Origin of the sequence: Bacillus sp. CH_70, from assembly GCF_038007045.1 — a bacterium.
Classification (GTDB): Bacteria; Bacillota; Bacilli; order Bacillales; family Bacillaceae_G; genus Bacillus_A; species Bacillus_A cereus.
In genome coordinates, this window is record NZ_JBBOWL010000001.1 from 3912916 (window position 1) to 3935140 (window position 22225).

Sequence of the window (22225 nt, forward strand, 5' to 3'; positions counted from 1 at the left end):
CGGTCAACCACATCGCCTATTATAATTATAAACATTTTGCGTCAAATTCCTACTGAATGTCAATAATAGCGGTTTCGCCCTTCTTAACATTTCCATCTTTTTTCAATTCGACTTGTTGCCCTTGTTGTAAGTTTGTAAATACAATTGGTGTAATGATAGATGGTGCATTTCCTTTTACAAATGCAAGATCTACTTTTAATAATGGTTGGCCTTGCTTCACTTTATCACCTTGTGCTACAAGTGCCTCGAATCCTTCACCATTTAATTTTACAGTATCAATACCAAAGTGGATTAAAATTTCTTTTCCACCTTCAGATTGAATACCAATCGCATGTTTTGTAGGGAATACATTGACAATTTCACCGTTAACTGGAGAAACTACTGTTCCTTCAGTTGGCTCAATTGCAAATCCGTCTCCCATCATTTTTCCTGAGAATACTTGGTCAGGCACTTCTGTAATTGGTAAGATTTTCCCTTCAATTGGTGATACAATTGTTTCATTTTCATCAACTTTTTGAGGAGTTTCTTCCACTTTTACAGGTTCTTCTTTTTCAACATGAGGTGTACGACCTGACATTATATCATGAATTTGTGATTTTAATGTGTCAGATTTCGGTCCGAAAATAGCTTGAATGTTATTTCCAACTTCAAGTACACCAGCTGCTCCAAGTTCTTTTAAGCGGTCTTTGTTTACATTCTTTTGTTCGTTAACTTGAACACGTAAACGAGTAATACAAGCATCTAAAGAAGCAATGTTTTCTTTACCACCAAGTGCTACTAATACTTCACGAGGAAGTTCGCCTGCTTCTGTTTTTCCTGCACCGTCATTCGCATTTGCCTCTTCACGACCAGGTGTTTTTAGATTCCATTTACGGATTGCAAAGCGGAATCCGAAGTAGTAAATAACTGCTAGTACAAGGCCAACAATAATTACCCACCACCATGCTGTACGGCCTGGTAGTACACCGAATAATAAGAAGTCAATTAAACCACCAGAGAATGTCATACCAATTTTAACACCTAAAATTTGCATTGTCATAAATGATAGACCAGCAAATACAGCGTGAATTCCGAATAATACTGGCGCTACGAATAAGAATGAAAATTCAAGTGGCTCTGTAATACCTGTTAAGAAAGATGTTAATGCTGCAGAACCTAAAATACCTGCTGCTAATTTTTTATTTTCTGGACGTGCTTCATGGTACATTGCTAAAGCTGCTGCTGGAAGACCGAACATCATGAACGGATACTTACCAGTTGTAAATGTACCTGCTGTTAATTCTACACCGTCTTTTAACTGTGCCATAAAGATTTTTTGGTCACCACGGATTAATTCGCCAGCTGCATTTGTATACTGACCGAATTCGAACCAGAACGGTGAATAGAAAATGTGATGTAGTCCAAATGGAATTAATGAACGTTCAATTAAACCGAATATAAATGCTGCGATTGTTCTATTTGCATCAATCATTTGATGTGAGAACGTGTTTAAGCCACCTTGAATGTATGGCCAAACGAAGCACATGATAATACCTACTATTAAAGAGAATGTTGCAGTTGCGATCGGTACGAAACGCTTACCTGCAAAGAAACCTAAGTATGATGGTAATTCAATGTTGAAGTATTTATTATAGCAATATGCCGCTACTATACCGACGATAATACCACCAAATACCCCTGTTTGTAGCGTTGGAATACCTAATACGTTTGCATACGCTGGATCTGCAAATCCAATTTTTACTGGGTCTGCTCCAGAACTTGTTACTTTCACTAGCTTATCTACTTCTAAGAACACACTCATCGTTTTGTTCATAATTAAGTAGCCGACGAATGCTGCTAAACCAGCTACTCCATCTCCACCAGCTAAACCAATTGCTACCCCAACTGCGAATAATAATGCAAGGTTAGCGAAAATAATATCACCAGATTGTTCCATAATTTTTGCAACCATTACGAACCAATCTGCTTTTAAAGCAGGAATAACATTTGTTAACTGTGGATTTTGAAATGCATTACCAAATCCAAGTAAAATACCTGCCGCCGGTAAAATCGCTACTGGAAGCATTAACGCTTTTCCGACTTTTTGAAGAACACCAAAGATCTTCTTAAACATGGAAACCCTTCCTCTCTTATCTATATTGATACCTTCCGACAAACGCCAAAAAGACATGAGGAAAAAAAGATAGAACGATAGCTATACAAAGGGTAGTATATCCCTTTCTCTAGCTTACATTCCTTACTTTTCTCCACTCATGCCTGATCGAATCAGTAACACGTGTCAAAAATAGGTTTACGTATAAGTTCACTATAATTAAGGCAAACGTTTTCGTTACTCACCTTAATGTGTTTGTCGAAATTTGTATAACTTTGCAATAGTTATTATACATAACTATTGTAAGCGATTCAATCATTTTTTTTAACGTTTTCATTTTAGACAAAAATATATGACTTATTACACATGCTCTGCCTTTACTAAGCGTTGCAAGTGCATCGTTAAATAAATACTTTCAGCTTCATATACAGGTAGTTGCAACTCTTTTTGCATGACCTTGACTAGCTTCCAAGCTACGTTATAGCAAACTGGATACTCCGCCTTTAGTAAATCAGCAAAACTTTGCGATTCTTCTACTTTTTCTCCTTTTTTCACCCTCTCAATAGCATATTGAAGATGACGAATAAGGCGTAAATAATGAATGCTCTCTTGATCTAATGTAATTTCTAAGTTTGTCTCAATTAAAGATACAAGTTGTGCAATGAGACGGGAGTTTTGATTAACTGAAGATAAATCAGAATTTGTAAGCGAACTGTAAATGTGAAGTGCAATAAAACCAATTTCTCCTTCTGGCAATGTAATTTGCAAACGAGAATTTAAAAGTTCTACAACACCTTCCGCAATTTCATACTCCTCTGGATAGAGCATTTTTGTTTCAACTAAAAAAGGATTATCAATTGTAAGTCCTTGTTTTAACCTTTTAATTGCAAATGAAATATGATCTGTTAACGCAATATGAATATGTTCATTTAGTGGAGATTTCGCTTTTTCTTGAATGTACAGCATAATATCGTTCATCAATTCAATTAATTTTTCACTAACATGCGGCACTAATAATTTATATTGTTCACGATCACGTTCATTTTTTAAGACAAACATTTTTTCGATTTGTTCTTGCTCCAATACATCTTTCGCTTTTTTCCCAAATCCAATTCCTTTACCAATCACTACTACTTCCTCGTGTTCAGGATGGCTAGCAATGATGACATTATTATTTAAAACTTTTTTAATTTCTAGATAATTATTCATATAACACCACCCTCGTACTTAAATAGCCTACTTTTATGTTACAGAATATTCTTCTTTGTCGTCAATGTAAAACATCTGCCATTTAATAAAAATTCATTTTTTAGACATGTTTATATATGATGCGTATAATGTAAGAGCAACTGTACATAGAAAGGAGATAACAGCATGATTAAAATGTTTGTAAGTGATATCGATGGTACAATGATGCAACACGGAGGTCTTATTGATGAACAAGATGTTGCGGCACTACGCAGCCTCGCCGAGCAAAATGTTATTCTTTGCTTCGCTTCCGGAAGACTTGATAATGAAATTGCAGACTTAATGAAAGCTGTAAATACAAATTTTCATCGTATTAGTGTAAATGGTGTTTTTGTATATACACATGAAAATAAACAACTATTATCTGCAACTTTTGATTCCAGCATACTTCCCGATTTGTTAGCTATGACGAATGAAAATCCTTATTTCCGTTATGTAAGTGATGAGCATAATTATTACATTGAAGAGAAAACACCTTTTATTCAAGAACTTGAACAACAAGTAACAATGACTTCTGTTGAAGAACCAAACTTACTACAGAAGATTGATGATACAATTTTCCCAAATAAAATTTCTGTCGGTGGAACAAAGGAGAGCTTACAACTCCTTCAAAAAAAAATTGATGAAAAATTCCACGGGAAAGTTAGTACTTTCATCTCAGCAGAACAATGTTTAGATGTAATGCCACCGAATGTTAGTAAAGGCTCTGCCATTTCTGTTTTATTAAATGAGTTTGAAATAAAACCTGAGGAAATTGCTTGTATAGGGGATTCTTACAATGATATTCCTATGTTTTCTTTAACTCCTCACAGTTTTGCTATGTCGCAAGCAGATGATGCAGTAAAAAAACACGCTCACTATGTAGTAAATCACGTTAAAGATGCTGTTAACCACGTAATTGCTCATAATAAAAATACGACTCATTCCTTATAAGGATGAGTCGTATTTTTATTTCTTTACATGTTATCCATTTTCATTTCGACTGTACTTCACAAACTGAAATATACTATTTGTTACGTGCGATATTCGTAATAAATTTATAACGATCTCCACGATAAATACATTTCACGTACTCTAGCGGTATCTCACCTTCTGAATATGACCATTGACGCATTACAAGTACAGGCGCCTTTTTAGGAATATGCAGATGTTCAGCTTCATTTTCCGTCGCAACAGAAGCTTCAATTGACTGAGTAGCGCTAACAAGTTTAAAGCCCAGTTTTTTCTCTAAATGTTCATATAAAGATTGTTGCAATATCTCTTCGTTAATATCTTTTACAAGAGCTGGCGACAAATATGTCGTCTCAAAAGCAATCGGTTCATCATCAGCTAAGCGGATACGCCTCACTTCATAAACCGATTCCCCCTCCTGTATTCTCAACCGGTCTGCTATTTTAGCAGTAGCTGGAACTAGGCGGAAACTAAGTAATTGACTACTTGGATTCATTCCACGAGAAATCATATCTTCTGTGAATCCCGTCATTCCTTGCAATTTTTGTTCCACTTTCGGAAGTTGGACAAATGTTCCAATTCCACGCTTCCGATATAAATAGCCTTGTTCCACTAAATTATTAATCGCCTGTCTGATTGTCATACGACTCACTTCGAACTTATCACAAAGTTCATTCTCAGATGGGATTTTATCTCCCGGCTTCCATTCGCCGTCCTCAATTAGCTGTTTCACCCACTCTTGAATCTGATAATAGATCGGAAATGGTGAATACTTGTCGATGTTCATCAGCAATCGCCTCACTGCATAAAGATAGAGCTTCTTGATCTGCGATTACGGTTACATTCGGATGACGTTGTAAAACTGTAGCCGGACACTCTTCACTATATTCACCTTGCAATAATTCTTTAACAGCTTCTGCCTTTTTAGAACCCATAGCAACAAGTAGAACTTGTTTCGCTTTCATAATGCTTCCAATTCCCATTGTAATCGCATGAGTTGGCACATCTTCTTCTTTTTCGAAGAAGCGAAGGTTTGCTTGGCGTGTAGATTCTGTTAATTCAACAATGTTCGTTGGAGAATTAAACGGTGTTCCTGGCTCATTAAATCCGATGTGACCGTTTTCACCGATTCCAAGAATCTGTAGGTCAACTGGGTTAGCAGTTAGAATGCCCTCGTAACGTTTGCACTCTTCCTCTAAATCACTTGCCATCCCGTTTGGTACATAAGTTTGTTTAAATGGAAGATGATTAAACAACTGTTCTTGCATGAAATAGTGATAGCTGTTTTTATCTTCATGTGGTAAATTTACGTACTCATCTAAGTTTACAGTGGTTACACGGCTTGTATCAAGTTTATTTTTTCGCATTTCTGCATAAATACCTAATGGAGAGCTTCCTGTAGCCATTCCTAATGTTGGATTTTCTTTTGTTTTTACAACTTCTTCAATTAATTTATAACCTGCTTCTGCTAGTTCTTCTGGAGTTTTTACAACAAGAATATTCATTTAATTACTTCCCTTCCTTCATATGAATTCCTAAACGAACCGTATCATATACATGTAAATCTTCATTCATCACAACAAAGTCTGCATCTTTTCCTACTGCTAATGCACCTTTATTATTTAATCCAAACTCTTCTGCTTGGTTAACTGATGTCATCAGTACTGCATCTTCGATTGAACAACCTGTAAATTCAATTACATTTCGGAAAGCTTGATCCATTTTTAGAATACTACCAGCTAACGTTCCATCTTCTAATCGAGCACTACCATCTTTTACATGTACCGGCTGTCCGCCAAGCTCATATAATCCATCTTCAAGACCTTTTGCGCGCATTGCGTCAGTAATAACACTTACTTTTTTCGGTCCTTTTAACTTATATGCTAATTTCACCATATCAGGGTGAATATGAATACCATCTGTAATTACTTCAACCATTACATCTGGATTTAATAACACATGACCAACAACTCCTGGTTCACGGTGATGTAATCCACGCATTTGATTGTATAAATGTGTCGCATGTGTAATCTTTCTATTTTTTAGTTGCGCATCAATTGCATCTGTATGCCCCATTGTGCCCACTACACCAGTTTCAGCAAGATATTGTTCAAACTCTAATGCTCCCTCTTCTTCTGGTGCATATGTTACTAATTTAATTAAATTCCCACTTGCTTCTTGCCATTGTTTAAATTGCTCAATATTTGCAGGAACGATATGTTCAAGTGGTTGTGCACCTGCACGTTTCTTTGAAACATAAGGTCCTTCTAAGTGAATATATTCGAAATGCGCTCCTTTTTCTTTTGCTTCTTTCGCAGCAGTTAGCGCTGCTTCAATTGCCTCTGGAGCTTGTGTCATTGTTGTCGGGAAGTAAGTTGTAACCCCTTCTTTTAACATTTCTTTACCTAGAGTTACTAACCCATCGCTATTTGCATCCATCGCATCAATATCGTATCCACCATGAATATGAACATCGATCATACCTGGAATTACAATCTTCCCTGTAGCATCAAAAACAGTTTCATTTTCTTGTGGTACATATTGAGCCATCAAACCAATTTCTTTAATGGTTTCTGCGTAACGGATAAATCCGTTTTCCACTATTTCTTGACCTGTGTAAATTTTGGCATTGATGACAATTTGCGTTTTCATTTTCATCGATCCTTTCCCATGAAATACCTACTTGTTATTATTACCTTATTCGCCTAGTTCCATCTTAATATATGCACGAGTAGTTGTCTATACATTCTAATGAAATTTCCTTTTTATTCAACAAAAAAGGAAATTTCTTACGTCCCTTATAATTATAATATATATTATTCATTTTTCCAAAAAGGGACAGTATCCACCCCTAATATAGAAATCACTTCAACAATGGCATTAACCCGCTAGACTCTAACATAACATGTTCACCATCTGTTTCTATTTCTACTGTACGTTTATTCGTTCTATATACCATTATACCGTGCCTTTTTAAGCGTTTTACTACACTTTGATGAGGATGTCCATACGGATTACTACTCCCGTAAGACAGAATAGCAAACTGCGGTTCCACTTTTTTTATAAACGTTTCACTTGTTGAAGTATACGAGCCGTGATGCCCCACTTTTAAAACATCTGCATGTACATCAAATTGTTTTAATATTTCATGTTCTGTCCGTACATCCGCGTCACCCATTAATAAAAAATCCGCTTTTCCATATCGCACCTTTAAAACAATTGAGGATTCATTATTTTCATCTTTTGATTTCCCATTGTTTAATACTTGTATAGAAACATGTGGATCCAGCGGTATATATTGTCCTTCCTTTACTGAAACGAAAGGTATCCCTCTTTTTTTAATATTATTCCGATATGTATGATAAGTAAGAGAACTATATGTTTTTCCGCTATCTAATATAAGCGATACCGGCATTTGCTCTACAATTGGAATTAGCCCCCCTATATGATCCATATCAGGATGGGTACTGACAATTACATCTAAATGATTAATCCCTTTCTCAATTAATTTCTGAATAATAACCTCTCCTGCTTCATAAGGTCCTCCATCAATTAACATTGTTTGTCCGTTTGGCATTATGATAAGTGTTGCATCACCTTGCCCCACTTTTAAAAAGCTCACTTTCATTTTACTAAGATGTTGCCGATGCATATGTAAAGGAGACGTAGTATGAATAGACATCATATACCTTTTAGCTGATGCGCTATTTAAAGAAAAACATAATAAAACAGAAACTAATAATAGAATAATCCGCATACCTCTCATAACTCGTCTCCTTTTTTCATTTAGTATGGCACTGTAAATAATTGATATACAAAAAAAGCTTAGCAAAATGCTAAGCTTTTATTTCGATATCTCTTGTAAGGAACCGAAGAATAAATCCGCTTCATTCATTTGTTCATTCTCTTCAGAAAGCGGCGGTAAATCATCTAATGTTTTCAATCCAAATGTGTCCAAAAATTCTTTTGTTGTTCCGTATAAAATAGGACGCCCTGGTCCTTCTGCTCTTCCCATTTCTTTTATAAGTAAATGTGAAACCAACGTTTGTAACGCCTTATCGGTTTTAACTCCTCTAATCTCTTCCATTTCAGTCCTTGTGATTGGTTGACGATATGCAACAATCGCTAACGTTTCAAGGGCAGCTTGTGAGAGTGAAGCAGCTGTTGGTGTATCTATTAATTTTTGATAATATGAAGCATGTTCTTTCTTTGTAGCAAAACGATATACTTTTGCATACTGTACAATTTGCAAACCACGGTTTGCACCTTCACATTCTTGTTGCATTTCTTCTAAAATATTAATTACTTCATTCATTTCAATTTCAAGAACTTTCGCTATTTGTTCTGGATAAATCCCTTCATCACCAGAAACAAATAAAAGGCCTTCAATAATTGACTTTTGTTCTTTCCTATCCATTTCACGAGCTCCTTCCTTCTATTTTCCCATAAAAATACACATCAAAAAACCGAATCACAATCAATGCGTTCGGTTCAATATTTCTTCTCTTGTTCCAAACGATACATTAAAACATAGCATGAGATAAAGTGTTTCTATCCCAATTTCATATACTTGCTCTATGCAGATTTATTAGAGCTTGATACGAAAATTTCATCAAAATTATGTTCTTGCTCAATTATGATTTGTTGATTTTTCATAAGTTCCAGAACTGCTAAAAATGTTACAACCATTATTTCACGTTCATCATCAACAAACAAATCATGAAAACTTTGGCGACCACCCTTTATTTTTAACTGCTTTAAAATATCAGTCATTCGCTGTTCAATTGGTATTTCTTGACGAGTAATACGTGTTGTTACAGGTTTTTTTGCCTTTTTACGGCGCATTAATTTTTGAAATGCCGCTAGCATATCATATAACGTAACATCAAGAGGCAAGCTTGTCTCTTCTTCTTGTTGCAACGATGTAAAGTCAATTGGTGGACGTGTATATAGCTGTGCTCTTTCTTGTTCTCTTTCTTTTAACTCAGTAGCAACTTGCTTATATTTCTTATATTCAATTAACCTCTCCATCAATTCTTGACGAGGATCATCTATAAAATCATCACCGTTATCAAGTACATCTTCTTCATGTTTCGGCAACAACATTTTACTTTTAATTTGTAATAACGTTGCGGCCATTACTAAATACTCACTTGCAACATCTAATTGCAGTTCTTTCATCGTATGCACATAAGATAAATATTGCTCTGTAATATCTGCTACAGGAATATTATATATATCAATTTCATAACGATGTATTAAATGTAACAATAGATCTAAAGGCCCTTCAAAAGCCTCTACTTTAAAATTATATTGCACAAAGCATCCCACCACATTTTTTCTATAACAACATAAGTATAGAGCATACTCATGTTCTATCCAACCTTTTTAAGAAATTTAATTAAAAATAGACCGATGCCTATGTCATCATGCCCACCACTTCATATGATAACAGTGTAGTAAGAACAATGTAGGAGGTCAAAAAACTATGGGTCACGTTGATTGTGGTTTTAGCGGTGGGTTCGCATTACTTGTTGTACTGTTTATTTTGCTAATTATTGTAGGAGCAGCTTGCTTCTGCTAATATGAACAATAACGGCTAGGGGGAAATCTCCTAGTCGTTTATTGTTCATATTTCTATGATACACTTATATGTATAACCGTTAGATAGGGGCGAGAAAACATGTATCCTACCGAATACATACAATTTTTAATTCATTTCCAAGGAGATTACGACTATTTTGAATGCCACGAAATACTAGAAGAGTACTGGAAGACAAAACCAAGAGGAAATCGTGATCATTACTTAGTTGGTCTCATTCAAATTGCAGTTTCTTTATACCACCAAAGACGTGCTAACTGGAATGGTTCCACAAAAATGATGAAAAGCGCAATCACAATTTTAGAAAAAAGCGGTGTGTCTTTACAACGTTTAGGAATTAATCAAGTACAACTTCTTTCCTTGCTCAATGAAAGATTGCAATCTATCCATAAAAAAGAACGTTTTGTACCTTTATTTTTACCCTTATCAGATCCATTGTTAGAGAAGCAGTGCATAGAGTTATGCAAAAAACAAAACCTCTCTTGGAAAGACTTGAATGCTATTCCAAGTGAATATATTATACACAAGCACACTTTGCGTGATCGCACAGAGGTCATTACTGAACGAAACGAACAATTACAAAAAAGAAAGCAGAGATAATAAACTACTTATCCCTGCTTTCACGAATGTATATTTTGTTCTAGCCCTTTACATTTTTCGCAAAAACTTGCTGTTTGCTCATTTCCGCAAATTGTAAACTCAAGAAATTTACTCTTTAACTCTTGAACCATCTTCGTTCCAATCCCCACATGACGGTGAGACGGATTTACACTTAAATGCTGAATTTCTAATACTTGATTCTCTTTTTTTACAATCCCCATTATTCCAACAAAATCTTCATTTTCTTTCCACAAATACAATTGCCAATCATCTTTTGCTTCATATTCTTTCATTGTCAATTGTAATGTTTTCAAATCTTTTTCAGTTGGCATAAACGAAAGAAGCCCCATTGCGATTTTTTCATAACTTTTTTTAAAACGAATTAACATAACCCTTATCCCTTCTCACAAAAGTTACAAACTAGTAATCCCCTCAATCACTCTTTTCATATCACATTCATTTTACAATATTTTCAACAGAGTGAGAAGAGTCTAAAACAACTTGATAATCATACAAAGCGAAAAGAAGAAAGTCAAATCTATGTTTCAGCACTATTCCTTTAATAAATAGAGTGAAAAAAAGAAAATTTTATATAGAATGAAAAGAAACATATCATTCAACATCACTTCATTCATAGTTACCCTAAAGCAGCACAATTCTAGCAAAATTAATATAACAAAAAGTATTTGTGGAAACATATAATGTAATGTATTCTATGTAATTTGTTAAAGGTTTGTTCTCACAAGCAATATATTTTAGCAACAATACTACTTGTATGATGCTGTAGAAGAAGTACTCAATCTCATTAAAAATAAAAAAGAGAGCAAAAGCTCTCTTTTCCCTTACCTTATTCTTCCCAAACTTTAACTTCTTTCATTACATCGCCTTGACGCATTTTTAATACTGTTTCAATACCGCTTGTTGCTTTACCAAATACAGTATGAACGCCATCTAAATGTGGCTGTGGCTCATGAACAACAAAGAATTGGCTACCGCCTGTGTTACGGCCAGCGTGAGCCATAGAAAGTGATCCTACAAGGTGTCTATGAGGGTTTCCATCAGTTTCACATGGAATAGAGTAACCTGGACCACCAGCACCTGTACCTGTTGGGTCTCCACCTTGGCTTACGAAGCCAGGAATAACACGGTGGAATGTAACACCGTCATAAAATCCTTGCTCTGCTAATTTTTTAAAGTTTTCTACTGTTTTTGGCGCTTCTTCTGGGAAAAATTCCAATTCGATTTTTTCACCGTTTTCCATTAATATGTATCCTAAAGTTTTCATATGTATATGTCTCCTTTCAACTATCTCAGCACTATATTACCACATTCATGACTAGAAACAAAAAGAATCCGACAATCTAGATACTTCTTTTTTGAAATGTGGAAAAAGCTAGGTGACAAATAAGAAATATATACTATAATAACTTTGTTGCCCGAAAATTTTAGAAAGAGAAAGGGAGCGGTTTTTCGTGAAAACGAAATTATTAGCTCTGCTATTAGCTGTAACGGTATTTATGATGCCAACAGCTTCATTTGCAGACATCATCGAGGGAGAATCAATTGTTACACTAGGAGAGAACTTATCCGAACAACAAAAACAAGATCTGTTAAAAGAAATGAAAGCACCGAAAGATGCTACAATTATCACTGTATCTAATGCGGAAGAACATAAATTTCTAGAAGGCATTGTTCCAAAAGCACAAATTGGTACGAGAGCAATTTCTTCTTCTATGATTACATACACAAAACCAGGATCTGGTCTTATTGTACGATCAAAGAACATTAACTGGGTAACAGATGCAATGTACACTAACGCTTTGATTACAGCAGGTGTAAAAGATGCAGAAATTCAAATTACTGCACCTTTTAAAGTTTCAGGAACTGCAGCTTTAACTGGATTAATGAAAGCATATGAAACTGCGTCCAATAAACCAATTCCGGAAGAAGTTAAAAAAGTAGCGAATGAAGAAATGGTACAAACAGCCCAGCTTGGTGATAAAATTGGTGAAGAAAAAGCAGTTCAACTTGTTGCAAAAATTAAAGAAGAAATTGCAAAAGAACAGCCAAAAACAACAGAAGATTTACGTTCATTAATTAAAAAAATTGCTGATCAACTCGGCATTACATTAACAGATGAACAGTTAGATAACCTAGTAGCGTTATTTGATAAAATGAAGAATCTTAATATCGATTGGAATCAAGTTGGTAGTCAATTAAACAAAGCAAAAGAACACGTTTCTGCCTTTTTAGGATCTGAAGAAGGACAAAGTTTTCTAGATAAAGTGAAAGATTTCTTCTCAAGTATCATTGATTTTGTTAAATCTTTATTCAAGTAAAAAAGAAGCCCGCCAGTGACGGGCTTCTTTTTTATACAAGTAACGGTAATTTCATAACAGCCTCTTCAACCGAACGCACTATATGATTTGCTTTCTCCTTTACATATGGATGGGCATGATGAAGAGTAAATGAATGCGGGGTTACTTCAAACATAGAAATATCATTGAAGGAATCTCCAATACAAGCAACTTCATTTGCTTCAATTTGCAAATGGTCCATTAGTCGCTTTAGAGCACTCCCCTTACTCACGCCTCTTGGCATAATATCAACATAGCGTTTACCTGATATAAAAACTTCCGCTTCGCCTTGAAACATATCTCGTAGCTCTTGATCTAACGTCACAATTTTCTCTTCTTCTCCAAAAACAAACAATTTTGCAGGGTGTACAGTCTTACCAAACTCTTCTTCTAACGCTTCAATTTCAGCGATATGCACGCCCATATACGCTTCAAAATTATGGTGATGTTCATTTTTCCTTTTTGTATATCGTTGCTCATTTGCACAAACAATATCCGCTAGTCCTTTTTTATGTATATATCGATATATTTCCTGGGCAACCGTATTTTCAAAACTCGATTCATGAAATAAATTCCCATCTGGAAGTAACATTGTCGCTCCATTTAAGCCAGTTGTGTAATATGGGAATGAAAACCTTTTTACAACTTCATCAATTCTGTGTGTAAAGCGGCCAGAGGCAAAACAAATATTTGTCCCTTTCTCAGCTAACCAACGCAGCGCACGTTCATCTTCTTTTTGCATATGATTCACATCGTAAACGAGCGTGTCATCTAAATCACTTACAAATAATTTAATCATGTCCTCTTCCCCTTCCATACACAATATCTACTCTAAGTGTACACAAAAAATGTTTGATTTTTGTTAAAAAACAATAAATTTTTACTAAAAAAAATAAACGGGTGTATAATCCCGTTTATTTTTGTCTTTTTACATTTTGAGGTCTTACAATACTTGGTCGTACTTTTAAACTAGACATCGTTGGACGGAGTAAAATTTTTGTTAACGCGCCCCAATCAAATGGTAAAAACGGCCATAAATAAGGTGTTTGTAAACTTTTTATAGACGTTAAAAATAAAATTAATATCGTCATACCAATTACAAATCCCATCTCATGGAAGAGACCTGTTAAAATAATAACAAACAATTTCCCAACCTTATTCCCTAATCCTAATTCATAACTCGGTGTTGCATATGCACCAATCATCGAAACCGCTACATACAAAATTACTTCTGGCACAAACAAACCTACATCAATTGCAATTTGACCAATTAATATGGCGGAAATCAACCCTGCTGCAGACGATAATGGGGTTGGAGTATGAATAGCAGCCATCCTTAAAAACTCAAGTCCGACCTCTGCCATTAACACCTGTAATAGGATTGGTAAATGCGTCATCTTAGTCGGTCCAATAAAAGCAAGATTTGCTGGTAAAAGAGTTGGATCAAATACAAACACTAACCAAAATGGTAATAAAAATAACGAGAATATAACACCTAAAAAGCGCACCCAGCGTAAAAATGTACCGACAGCTGGATTTTGTCTAAACTCTTCTGCATGCTGTAAATGGTGAAAATATGTTGTCGGTGTAATCATGGCACTTGGCGATGTGTCAACAAGTACTAATACATGTCCTTCTAGTAGATGATTTGCTGCTACATCTGGCCTTTCTGTATATCGAATAAGCGGGAATGGGTTATAGCTTTGCTTTACAACAAATTCTTCTACTGTTTTATCCGCCATCGTAATTCCATCTACATCGATGTTATTTAATTCTTGTTTTATAATCTTTACTAAATCTGGATTTGCAACATCTTGAACGTATGTAATACAAATATCCGTTTGTGATCTATCTCCTACTCGAACCATTTCATTTCGAAGTCGTGGATCTCGAATTCTCCTACGAATTAACGCTGTATTTACAACGATATTTTCAACAAATCCATCCCTCGCACCGCGTACTACCTTTTCGGTATCTGGTTCTGTCGGTGTTCGCCCTGGATAACTACGAACATCAATCGCGAACGCTTCCGTTTCACCTTCCACAAATATCACAATGAGCCCTGATAATACTTGGAGCATTACCTCATCCATCGTTTTCACTTTGCTTACTTGTTGATGGATTAAGCGATTCTCTAAAAGCTTCACTGTATCTTCTTCTACATCCCTTATCTCATTTGTATCCACCGCTTCTTCTAAAATAGGGATAATATAATTTGTATCACAAAGTCCGTTTACAAATAACACACCGATTTCTTTATTCAAAATTTGAAATTTACGAATGCCAACATCGTATGTAACGCCTAGTCCAACTGTCTGCTTTAAATAATTTTCATTATCACTTATGAAAGTTGATATAGGGATATCCACTTTTTTAGGCTTCGTCATAAAAACCACTCCTTTCCAAAATTAATTGAATCGCTTTTCTAGTAATAGGTGATCCCCTCTCCCATTCATCATTCCCGCACATCTTACCAATGTCACCGACTCCAACGATGACAGGAACATTCAAGTCATCTAAACAATAAATTGTATCTCCGCTAATTCTGCCAATTTCACCATCTGGAAGTCCAAATTTATCAACACCGTATTCGGTTAAATTTCCGTTCCGATCTACACTTACATCTACACGTGCCCATTCCCAATGATGCGTATTAGACGCTACCGCTAAAATACCGAGCACATCAATTTGTTTATGGGTAGCTACATATTTTAAAGCCTTTTCACCAGATCCTTCTCCAATAAATCCACTGTCATCAAACATGACAAATACAGGGTCATATGGCGTTTGCATAATAAGCTCAACAACTTTTTTCCCTGTCAATTTGGTTGGATTACTTTGTGATGCTGAAATACACCTTCCCCCAAATTCCTTCGTTAAAAGCTCAATTGTCCGCTTTGCATATTCATCTCCATCTGTGACCAAAACAACCCTTCGTCTCATTTGATTTATCCTTTCGGTTTACATATAAGTGCTATAAAAAACGAAAACAATATCGCTGCGGAAATGCCCGCAGACGTTAAACTAAACATGCCAATACCAATTCCTAAATATCCATGTTTTTCTGCTGCATGCATTGCTCCGTGCAATAGTGAATGTCCAAAACTTGTAATAGGGACTGTTGCTCCAGCACCTGCAAACTTTATTAGTTTATCGTACAATCCAAATCCATCTAAAATTGCTCCGATGACTACAAAAGTTGCCATTAAATGAGCTGGTGTTAACTTTGCGAAATCTAACAATAGTTGCCCAATTACACAAATAGCTCCACCTACAAGAAATGCATATATAAAATCCACAATTCACTCTCCTTTAACTCTCTCAAATACGACACCATGTGCAATTGTTGGAATCGTTTCTTTCTGTTGCATCATTATTGGGCTTAATAATGCGCCAGTGGCAACGACAAAAATTCGTTGTAAATTCCCTTTTTGCATCTCGTGTAATAAATGGCCATATGTGACAACTGCTGAACAAGCGCAACCACTACCACCTGCAAACACTTCTTCTTGACTTGATTCATAAATCATTAATCCGCAATCATTGTATATATGTCCAAGATCGTAACCTTCCTCAAGTAAAAGTTGTTTTGCAATCGGTGTCCCAACAGCTGATAAATCACCCGTAACAATCAAATCATAGTCATCGGCACTTCTTCTTAAATCTTCAAAATGCTGTTGAATTGTATGAGCTGCTGCTGGAGCCATCGCTGCCCCCATATCCAAAGGATTTGTGATTCCTAAATCTTGCACTTTTCCGATTGTAGCCGCCGTAATTTTAATTGCACTTTTTTCATTGCTAATTAATATAGATCCTGCACCAGTCACAGTTGAATTTGCTGTCCCTGGTTTTTGCCCACCGTACTCTGTTGGATAGCGAAATTGTCTTTCAGCCGTTGCATTATGACTACTTACTGTAGCTAAGACACGATTTGCAAATCCACCGTCTATAAAAGCTGAGCCAACTGCTAAAGTCTCCATAGACGTCGCACAGGCGCTAAACATTCCTAAAAAAGGAATGCCCCACTGACGCGCAACATAATTTGCTGTCACTGTTTGATTTAATAAATCTCCCGCTAAAAAGAAATCAATTTGCGATGTTTTTATATTCCCTTTTTGCACTGCTTGTTGAATTGAGTCTGACATTAATCTTCGTTCGGCGAGCTCCCAATTTTCCTCTCCACAATGCAAGTCATCATATGAAATATCAAAATCTTTTCCAAGAGGGCCCTCAGCTTCTTTCGGACCGACAGCAGTACCCGTTGCATTCACATATATGTCGTTTTGAAATACCCACGTTTGTTTTCCGGTCAACCTCATACTAGCCCCTCCTTTAAGACATAAAAATTTTAAAGGTATACCTTATTAACCCAATGATATATGCACCAACAACCCCAAATACAATCACACTTCCTGCCAGTTTAAACATATTTGTCGCAATCCCTAGAACAATCCCTTCACTCTTATGTTCTAAAGCAGCGCTTGCCATAGAATTTGCAAATCCTGTTACCGGTACCGCTGATCCTGCTCCAGCAAATTGACCGATTTTATCATATACACCACACCCCGTTAAAATCGCGGATAATAAAACAAGAGTTGCAACAGTTGGGTTTCCTGCCTCTTGTTCACTGAAGTGAAAATAATGTATATAAAATTTCATCAATACTTCTCCAACTGTACAAATGAGTCCACCTACAAGAAATGCTTTGATACAATTTAGTAAATAGTTTGGCTTTGGATGATACTCCTTCACTTTATTTATGTAATCATCCTTCAATTTCTGACTTGTCATTTATATACTGCCTCCTACTTTACGAAATAAATCCAGTGAAACAACGATCCTATTACTTTCCCAAGCACAAGAGCAACGAGTAAAACAATAATCTTCCCCTCTACCCCTACTCGTTTAGCTAAAATAGGTAGAACATTTAACACCTCTGTTAATGCCGCAGCGAGCATTCCAATGAACGTACCACAAAATAGCCCTAATATAACGAGCCAATATTGCGACGTTTGAAGTGTAATGTTTTTCAAACTGCACCAAGCCCCTGTTAAAGTACCTGCAATGACTGCCCACTCAAAATATTGAATATGCTTTCCACTTCTCGTTAATTGAGCTAAACGGGGGATTATACCAAGTACAGCTAAAAATGCGACATATCCGCTACCTACCGCTATCCCTCCAGCTAAACCAATTAAAATAACAAACCCAGACTCAATCATCGGCAAGTTGTTTCATATTATCCTTGTTTTCATTAACGATTACATATTGATCAAGTGACTGTTGGTATTGAAACATCTCAACTTCTAACGGACTCGGCTCTTCATTAATTCGTTTTTGAAATACATGATTAAAGAATAGAACCATCCCTAAACCAAGACCTACAGAATAAGGAATTTGAAATAAAAGTGGTTGTGCATTAAATTCTCCAGTAATCATGTAATATAACCGTTGATGTACTTGTTGCATACTTACATCCTCATGGAAATAAATGATTGCAAGAGCTGCTCCAATGAAAAGTAAAAGCCATACAAGCCCGAAAAAAATTGGGTGTGCCTTCTTTTTTTCGTATATAATTTCAACAAGAGTTTGTCCGGAACCGAGTAAATTAATTTGTACGTGAGATGCTTTCTGTTGAATAATCTCAATTACTTTCATAACATCAATTACAACATGCGTCTTATCATGCGCTGTTATTTTGTAAACTATCTCATTTTGTAACAACTCAACTACGGAAGAATCTCCGGCAAGTTGAGCAACATCACCCAGCTTTACTTCATAAGTAGGAGAAACTTTTAAACGATTGCGCATTTTAATATAAATCGTTTGTTCCAACTTTCATTCACCCCTTCACTCTTCCTCGTAGTTGTAGTATGGTTATTGAATTTTTTTCTAATACAATTTTTTCATAAAAAAACATCTGCACCATTTTGGTACAGATGTTTTTTACTTATGCCTTTTTCTTAAATAAGTTTGCAATACTTAATGCAAGCCCTCCCCAAATGACTACTATTCCAATAACCATCATCATAATCGCTGATCCACTCATTATGAAACACCTCGATCTTTCCATTCTTTTTCAAGCTTGGCAGAATCCGAATGAATTTGTGCATCCCATTTTTTCAGGCCAATGATTATTGCAACTATGAGGAATGCTGCTGCTATCGACCAACCATACGTTACAACAAACTCAGTCGGATAATCTCCGTAGTTCTTTTTAATATTTTGGATTGTACCATCAATTAGCATATACCCTAACATAAGCGGAGTAATAACGAGTAAACTCACTCTCCAAAACGTTCCTAATTTAATATCAGATACAAAGTTTGCATGATTTTGATAAACTGGTAAACGACGTAAAATGAGCCCTATCGTAACTACTTCCGCAAGTGCAATTGTAATTAATCCGAAATTATTAGCGAAATAGTCGACAACATCTAAGAACATAAGTCCACCACGTGTTGCAAAAACAAGAGAAACTAACACGAGAAGGGTTCCCATAATTCCAATAGTTTTTTCCCGACTTAAACTGAATTTTTCAGATACAGCGGCAAAGCATACTTCCGCGAGTGAAATAAGTGATGTAATTCCAGCAACCGTTAACGATAAGAAAAATAAAACACCAAACAACGGTGACATCGGCAATTCATTAATAATTTGGGGAAATACTACGAACGCAAGCCCAACGCCAGCACTTGCTACTTTATCAACCGGTACTCCCATATTATTTGCCATAAATCCAAGAGCTGCAAAGACCCCAATACCTGCTAATAATTCAAATCCTGAATTTGCAAATCCAGTAATAAAGGCATTATTTGTTGTATCCGAGTTTTTCGGTAAATAACTAGAATACGTAATCATAATTCCAAATGCTAAAGATAAACTAAAGAATATTTGACCATAAGCTGCAAGCCATACTTTCCCATCAAAAATACGACTCCAATCTGGTTTAAAGAATGCATCTAGTCCTTGCATAGCACCTTCCATCGTCACTGCACGAACGACGATAATAAGGAACATAACAACTAATAAAGGAATAAATATACGGTTAACAACTTCGATTCCTTTTTTAACTCCTTTAAATGCAACGCCAAGCACAATAATCCAAACGAGAGCTAACGGAATTAATACTTCCGGTACAAGTCCTCCAAATTGTCCTGGCTTATCTGCAACATGTAAGTACTCTTTAAATAAAAATGATTGCGTGTCTTTTCCCCACGCTCCAGTAATTGCAAAGTATGTATAGGATATAGACCAAGCAATAATTACTGCATAATATGTTGAAACGATAAATGTTACGCACATTTGCCACCATCCAATAAATTCGGCACGCGGGTTAATACGGAAAAATGTAAGTGGTGCTGAACCACGATGACGATGACCAAGGGCAAACTCAAACGCTAACAATGAAATACCAGTCGTTAATAATGCAAATAAGTACGGTAAAAAGAATGCTCCTCCTCCATTTTCATACGCTGTATAAGGAAAACGCCATATGTTTCCTAATCCAACGGCAGATCCGACCGCTGCGAAAATAAATCCAGCTCTCGTTCCCCATTGTTGCCTCGTTTCCATATTTCCTTCCCCCTTTATGACAAGTTCATACTTGGATTATATTTTAAATTGACTAAATTATCAATAAATTCTGTTAATTTTTGCGAAAATTAACATTTCTCTCCTATTAACGGCACAAAAAAATCGAATAGACAATTATTCGTCTATTCGATCTTTCATCTGTTTTAATATTTTCTTTTCAAGTCTTGAAACTTGTACTTGCGAAATGCCTATGCGCTCGGCTACTTCTGACTGTGTTTGATCTTTATAGTAACGCAAGTATACAATTAAGCGCTCTCGTTCATCTAGTTCTCTAATCGCTTCTTTTAAAGCAATTTTATCGAACCATTTCGTTTCAGATTGATCTGCAATTTGATCTAAAATAGTGATTGGATCTCCATCGTTTTCATATACAGTTTCATGTATAGATGAAGGGGCCCGGCTCGCTTCTTGTGCTAGAACAACTTCCTCTGGCGTTAGTTCTAGTGCCTCTGCCACTTCATTAATCGTTGGAGCCCTTCCGAATTCTTTCGAAAGCTCATCTCTCATCTTTCGAATTTTGTTTCCTGTTTCTTTTAAAGACCTACTAACTTTCACTGATCCATCATCGCGTAAGAAACGTTGTATTTCACCAATAATCATTGGAACTGCATATGTTGAAAATTTCACGTCGAAAGATAAATCAAATTTATCTACCGATTTCAAGAGCCCAATACATCCAATTTGAAATAGGTCGTCTGGTTCGTATCCTCGATTAAGAAACCGCTGTACAACCGACCAAACGAGGCGCATATTACTTTGAACGATTGTATCTCTCGCTTGTTGATCTCCATCTTGACTTTTTTGAATTAACGCTTTTAGCTCGTGGTCCTTTAACTGAGGTTTCTTCTTCTCATTTTTGACCTCTATGTCCATAGGCTATTCTCCTTAATTGCATAGAGCGTTACTATTTGATAAGTATTTTGTCAAATGGATTGTTGTCCCGAAAGATTCGTTTGAAATAACTTCTACTTCATCCATAAAATTTTCCATGATAGTAAATCCCATTCCGGAACGCTCTAATTCAGGTTTAGTTGTAAAAAGGGGTTGTCTCGCTTCATCTAAGTTAAAGATTCCAATCCCTTCATCTCGAATCGTGAGTTTCACCATTGCTTCTTCCAAAATTACAGAAATATAAACAATACCTTCTGCATTTCCTTCGTATCCATGAATAATTGCATTTGTAACCGCTTCTGACACAACTGTTTTAATCTCCGTTAATTCTTCCATCGTTGGATCTAGTTGTGCAATAAAAGCCGCCACTGTAACGCGAGCGAATGATTCATTTTGACTTAATGCTGAAAATTGAAGGTTCATTTCATTTCTCATCTATGCCACCCCCAACGTCGCGAGCGCGTGCGCTTCACTTTCTTCTAAGCGAACGATTTTGAATAAGCCCGACATTTCAAATAAACGCTTAACAGGCGGTGAAATTGCACAAACAACCATTTCTCCACCTAATCCCTTTACGTGTTTATATCGGCCTAATATAACACCTAGACCAGAACTATCCATAAACGATAAGTTCTCTAGGCTCAAAACAATATGATGAACACCATGTGTCTCAATCATATCTGTTACTTTCGTTCGCAACTCTTCAGCCGTATGATGATCTAATTCACCCTCTAGTCTCACACATAGGACGTCACGTTTTACTTCTAATTGCATGGAAAGACTCACACGATTTCCTCCTTATGCTCAAACTTTACTTATTCACATACATAAAGATTTTCGTGATATAAAATAAGAATCCTTCCTGCTGACAAAAGAAGAACTATTTCG

General features: G+C 36.0%; 27 protein-coding genes. 4 read left to right on the forward strand and 23 right to left on the reverse strand.

Features of this window, described 5'->3' with window-relative positions; translation table 11 throughout:
* Positions 1-49: 49 nt before the first annotated feature.
* Positions 50-2113 carry a PTS glucose transporter subunit IIABC gene (gene ptsG / locus N2V79_RS19840; protein WP_016080402.1) on the reverse strand — a complete coding sequence of 688 codons (2064 nt, stop codon included), beginning with the start codon at positions 2111-2113 and terminating at the stop codon, positions 50-52.
* Between the two features lie 339 nt (positions 2114-2452).
* Positions 2453-3301: a glucose PTS transporter transcription antiterminator GlcT gene (gene glcT, locus N2V79_RS19845; RefSeq protein WP_001067322.1), complete on the reverse strand. Its 849-nt coding sequence runs from the start codon at positions 3299-3301 to the stop codon at positions 2453-2455.
* Positions 3302-3466: 165 nt separating this feature from the next.
* Here glcT and N2V79_RS19850 point away from each other — a divergent pair, with 165 nt between their 5' ends.
* The gene (locus N2V79_RS19850; protein WP_000594249.1) at positions 3467-4273 is read left to right on the forward strand and encodes a Cof-type HAD-IIB family hydrolase; all 807 of its coding nucleotides are present in this window, start codon (positions 3467-3469) and stop codon (positions 4271-4273) included.
* A gap of 73 nt (positions 4274-4346) precedes the next feature.
* On the opposite strand, the gene N2V79_RS19855 is transcribed toward N2V79_RS19850, so the two are convergent.
* The 6 genes from N2V79_RS19855 to scpA form a co-directional block, all read right to left on the reverse strand.
* Complete coding sequence (locus tag N2V79_RS19855; RefSeq protein WP_014894892.1) at positions 4347-5078, reverse strand: GntR family transcriptional regulator; 732 nt, start codon at positions 5076-5078, stop codon at positions 4347-4349.
* Complete coding sequence (nagB, locus tag N2V79_RS19860; protein ID WP_340720179.1) at positions 5008-5796, reverse strand: glucosamine-6-phosphate deaminase; 789 nt, start codon at positions 5794-5796, stop codon at positions 5008-5010. Before nagB ends, N2V79_RS19855 begins: the two co-directional genes overlap by 71 nt.
* A 4-nt stretch (positions 5797-5800) precedes the next feature.
* Positions 5801-6943: an N-acetylglucosamine-6-phosphate deacetylase gene (nagA, locus tag N2V79_RS19865; protein ID WP_001987227.1), complete on the reverse strand. Its 1143-nt coding sequence runs from the start codon at positions 6941-6943 to the stop codon at positions 5801-5803.
* Between the two features lie 211 nt (positions 6944-7154).
* Positions 7155-8057 (reverse strand): ComEC/Rec2 family competence protein, encoded by a 903-nt coding sequence (locus N2V79_RS19870; RefSeq protein ID WP_001214828.1) that lies wholly within the window; start codon positions 8055-8057, stop codon positions 7155-7157.
* A gap of 78 nt (positions 8058-8135) precedes the next feature.
* A complete protein-coding gene (gene scpB, locus N2V79_RS19875) occupies positions 8136-8708 on the reverse strand; it encodes a segregation/condensation protein ScpB (protein WP_000375171.1) in 573 nt (190 codons plus the stop codon).
* Between the two features lie 158 nt (positions 8709-8866).
* The gene (gene scpA / locus N2V79_RS19880; protein ID WP_001199751.1) at positions 8867-9610 is read right to left on the reverse strand and encodes a segregation/condensation protein A; all 744 of its coding nucleotides are present in this window, start codon (positions 9608-9610) and stop codon (positions 8867-8869) included.
* A gap of 169 nt (positions 9611-9779) precedes the next feature.
* Between scpA and N2V79_RS19885 the strand changes: the two genes are divergently transcribed.
* Positions 9780-9875 carry a YjcZ family sporulation protein gene (locus N2V79_RS19885; RefSeq protein ID WP_000510194.1) on the forward strand — a complete coding sequence of 32 codons (96 nt, stop codon included), beginning with the start codon at positions 9780-9782 and terminating at the stop codon, positions 9873-9875.
* Positions 9876-9974: 99 nt separating this feature from the next.
* Positions 9975-10493: a DUF309 domain-containing protein gene (locus N2V79_RS19890; protein ID WP_000283610.1), complete on the forward strand. Its 519-nt coding sequence runs from the start codon at positions 9975-9977 to the stop codon at positions 10491-10493.
* 20 nt (positions 10494-10513) lie between these two features.
* On the opposite strand, the gene ribT is transcribed toward N2V79_RS19890, so the two are convergent.
* Both ribT and N2V79_RS19900 read right to left on the reverse strand, forming a co-directional pair.
* Entirely contained in the window at positions 10514-10882 is a 369-nt protein-coding gene (gene ribT, locus N2V79_RS19895) for a GNAT family N-acetyltransferase RibT (RefSeq protein ID WP_025118450.1), read from the reverse strand.
* A gap of 458 nt (positions 10883-11340) precedes the next feature.
* Positions 11341-11778, reverse strand: a complete 438-nt coding sequence (locus N2V79_RS19900; RefSeq protein ID WP_016080395.1) for a peptidylprolyl isomerase — start codon at positions 11776-11778, stop codon at positions 11341-11343.
* Between the two features lie 187 nt (positions 11779-11965).
* On the opposite strand from N2V79_RS19900, the gene N2V79_RS19905 reads away from it, so the two are divergent.
* The gene (locus tag N2V79_RS19905) at positions 11966-12832 is read left to right on the forward strand and encodes a DUF1002 domain-containing protein (RefSeq protein WP_000850513.1); all 867 of its coding nucleotides are present in this window, start codon (positions 11966-11968) and stop codon (positions 12830-12832) included.
* 31 nt (positions 12833-12863) lie between these two features.
* Here N2V79_RS19905 and N2V79_RS19910 read toward each other — a convergent pair whose 3' ends face one another.
* From N2V79_RS19910 to spoIIAA, 13 genes are all read right to left on the reverse strand, one after another.
* Positions 12864-13667 carry a Cof-type HAD-IIB family hydrolase gene (locus tag N2V79_RS19910; protein WP_069356158.1) on the reverse strand — a complete coding sequence of 268 codons (804 nt, stop codon included), beginning with the start codon at positions 13665-13667 and terminating at the stop codon, positions 12864-12866.
* Between the two features lie 97 nt (positions 13668-13764).
* The gene (gene spoVAF, locus N2V79_RS19915; protein WP_000165595.1) at positions 13765-15237 is read right to left on the reverse strand and encodes a spore germination protein SpoVAF; all 1473 of its coding nucleotides are present in this window, start codon (positions 15235-15237) and stop codon (positions 13765-13767) included.
* Positions 15224-15793 carry a stage V sporulation protein AE gene (locus N2V79_RS19920; protein WP_001254416.1) on the reverse strand — a complete coding sequence of 190 codons (570 nt, stop codon included), beginning with the start codon at positions 15791-15793 and terminating at the stop codon, positions 15224-15226. The genes spoVAF and N2V79_RS19920 overlap by 14 nt, the downstream gene beginning before the upstream one ends.
* A gap of 5 nt (positions 15794-15798) precedes the next feature.
* Positions 15799-16149 (reverse strand): stage V sporulation protein AE, encoded by a 351-nt coding sequence (spoVAE, locus tag N2V79_RS19925; RefSeq protein ID WP_000345907.1) that lies wholly within the window; start codon positions 16147-16149, stop codon positions 15799-15801.
* A 3-nt stretch (positions 16150-16152) separates the two neighbouring features.
* Complete coding sequence (gene spoVAD / locus N2V79_RS19930; RefSeq protein ID WP_001241140.1) at positions 16153-17169, reverse strand: stage V sporulation protein AD; 1017 nt, start codon at positions 17167-17169, stop codon at positions 16153-16155.
* A gap of 13 nt (positions 17170-17182) precedes the next feature.
* Entirely contained in the window at positions 17183-17641 is a 459-nt protein-coding gene (gene spoVAC / locus N2V79_RS19935; protein WP_000203808.1) for a stage V sporulation protein AC, read from the reverse strand.
* Between the two features lie 14 nt (positions 17642-17655).
* Positions 17656-18072, reverse strand: coding sequence for a stage V sporulation protein SpoVAB (gene spoVAB, locus N2V79_RS19940; protein ID WP_000572941.1), 417 nt, complete (start codon positions 18070-18072; stop codon positions 17656-17658).
* Positions 18065-18685 carry a stage V sporulation protein AA gene (locus N2V79_RS19945; protein ID WP_053563708.1) on the reverse strand — a complete coding sequence of 207 codons (621 nt, stop codon included), beginning with the start codon at positions 18683-18685 and terminating at the stop codon, positions 18065-18067. Before N2V79_RS19945 ends, spoVAB begins: the two co-directional genes overlap by 8 nt.
* A gap of 115 nt (positions 18686-18800) precedes the next feature.
* Positions 18801-18899 (reverse strand): methionine/alanine import family NSS transporter small subunit, encoded by a 99-nt coding sequence (locus N2V79_RS19950; protein WP_000016826.1) that lies wholly within the window; start codon positions 18897-18899, stop codon positions 18801-18803.
* Positions 18899-20425: a sodium-dependent transporter gene (locus N2V79_RS19955; RefSeq protein WP_029443184.1), complete on the reverse strand. Its 1527-nt coding sequence runs from the start codon at positions 20423-20425 to the stop codon at positions 18899-18901. Before N2V79_RS19955 ends, N2V79_RS19950 begins: the two co-directional genes overlap by 1 nt.
* 135 nt (positions 20426-20560) lie before the next feature.
* Positions 20561-21319, reverse strand: coding sequence for an RNA polymerase sporulation sigma factor SigF (gene sigF / locus N2V79_RS19960; protein WP_000350729.1), 759 nt, complete (start codon positions 21317-21319; stop codon positions 20561-20563).
* A gap of 12 nt (positions 21320-21331) precedes the next feature.
* On the reverse strand, positions 21332-21772 hold the full coding sequence (spoIIAB, locus tag N2V79_RS19965; RefSeq protein ID WP_001243398.1) for an anti-sigma F factor: 441 nt from the start codon (positions 21770-21772) through the stop codon (positions 21332-21334).
* Complete coding sequence (gene spoIIAA, locus N2V79_RS19970; RefSeq protein WP_000059135.1) at positions 21773-22123, reverse strand: anti-sigma F factor antagonist; 351 nt, start codon at positions 22121-22123, stop codon at positions 21773-21775.
* Between the last annotated feature and the right edge of the window lie 102 nt (positions 22124-22225).